The sequence below is a fragment of the Marinovum algicola genome (genome assembly GCF_900109145.1).
Classification (GTDB): Bacteria; Pseudomonadota; Alphaproteobacteria; order Rhodobacterales; family Rhodobacteraceae; genus Marinovum; species Marinovum algicola.
Window position 1 is genome coordinate 1 of record NZ_FNYY01000059.1, and the last position, 1,691, is coordinate 1,691.

General features: G+C 57.9%; 1 protein-coding gene. It reads right to left on the reverse strand.

Going from position 1 to position 1,691, the window contains the following annotated elements; translation table 11 throughout:
* Window positions 1-9 precede the first annotated feature (9 nt).
* Window positions 10-1,629 (reverse strand): ISL3 family transposase, encoded by a 1,620-nt coding sequence (locus tag BMW90_RS26055; protein WP_074840698.1) that lies wholly within the window; start codon window positions 1,627-1,629, stop codon window positions 10-12.
* Between the last annotated feature and the right edge of the window lie 62 nt (window positions 1,630-1,691).

A 1,691-nucleotide genomic window follows, 5' to 3' on the forward strand; every position in this document is an offset into this window, starting at 1 on the left:
GGTTCTGCCTCATTCTGTGTGGCGGAGAGGCAGCATTCGGGCTCTGAGCAGCTCTGGACCTGCTCGACCGTACATCGCGCGCTTGAGGGTTTTCAGCCGGTTGACCTGCCCTTCCGCCTGACCGTTGCTCCACGGAAGTTCGATGGCATTGCGCACGGCATCGATATCGCGGTGTAGCGTTCGAGCAAATCGCATGATCGGGATGATGTTGGTTTCGACGGCGTTGTCGATCCATGCATCCAGCGGGCCAGATTGTCGTCCGCGCAAGATACCCTTGAAGCGCATGGCGAGGCTCCGCATTGTGGCGAAACCGGGGGATCCGGCCTTCAACGCGTCAACCTTTCGCGCCTGATCTGATGTCAGTGTAGCTCTTGGTTTTATGCAAAGAGCCGCCGCAATGACTGGTGATATAGCATGCCCTGTTTGCGGATCCCGCACGGGTTCAAGCCTCACCGAACTGGTGGAAAGATCGGCCGATGTCTGTTTTTCAGCCCTGCGCCACCCCGCCAGTAATCGTTGGAGATGCGAGTAGCTGCCTTCATATCCGTGGCTCTGGATTTCGTGAAACAATTGCCTGCCACGCTTATTCCCCTTCTTCCAGGAAACGGCGAGGATTCCTTCGAAATACCATGGCGACGTCGGCTTCAGTGTCGCCCTGCGCCGGTCAGGTGGCACTTCCGATTTCAGCCACTTAGCCACGCTACGGCGCTTGAATCCGGTCCGTCGTTCGATCTCGCTGCAAGACAGCCCCTGTTCGCGAAGCGCATGAATTTTCGTGAATATCTCCTCGCGAGACTTCCGATGAGCGAGGCGTGATCGCTGCAGGTGAAGGTCTGTGCTGATGTTGTCCGCATCGGATAGCAGGGCCCTGCCGGTCGCGCGACCATGCAAGTTCATTTGTTCTTCTATGGCCTGTCGCAGATTCTGCACAAGATGGAACCTGTCAGCGACTTGCAAAGCCTGCGGCGCGCCTTGACGGGCAGCCTTTGCATAAAGACCGCAACGGTCCCTGCTGACCACCTCGATCTCGGGATGGCGGCGTAGCCAATTCGTGCAATTCTCCACGGTGCGATCCTCTAGGATATCGATCACGGTGCGCCGTTCGAGATCAACGATGATGGTTCCGTAAGTCTGCGATTTACGCCAGCTCCAATCGTCGATGCCGACGACCCTTGGTGGCTGGGCAATGCTATCCGCACGGCGCTTCAGGTGCCGAAGCACAGTGTCATCGCTGACGCCGACGCCCAAACGGTGCAAGAGCCGCTCGGCAGGCCGCCCACCTGTCGCATGCCCAAGATGACTGACAATCTCCCCGACACGCGAAGTGCGACGTGCAAATGGACGTGCTATCGAGGGAATATGGTCTGAAAACGTCCGGCGAGGGCAAGCGGAAGCCAAGCATCGCCAGCGGCAAACCTGGAGTGCCAATGTGACCCCGTCTCCATGTGCGGGAAAATCCTGCAGCCGCCGATACCGCCATCCATGACGTCGTCGAGAATGCAAACCACAGTCGGGGCAGATGCCTCTTGGTGTCAGAATGCCGGATACAAGCCACCCGCCGGTATCACTACGCTCAACGCTTTGAATCGAAACATCGCTCCCGGGCGACCAGTGCTTCTTTGAAATCACGACTACCCCTCCTGAATTTTCCAGTCTCAGGATAGTTGCGCCACACAGATTGAGGCAGAACC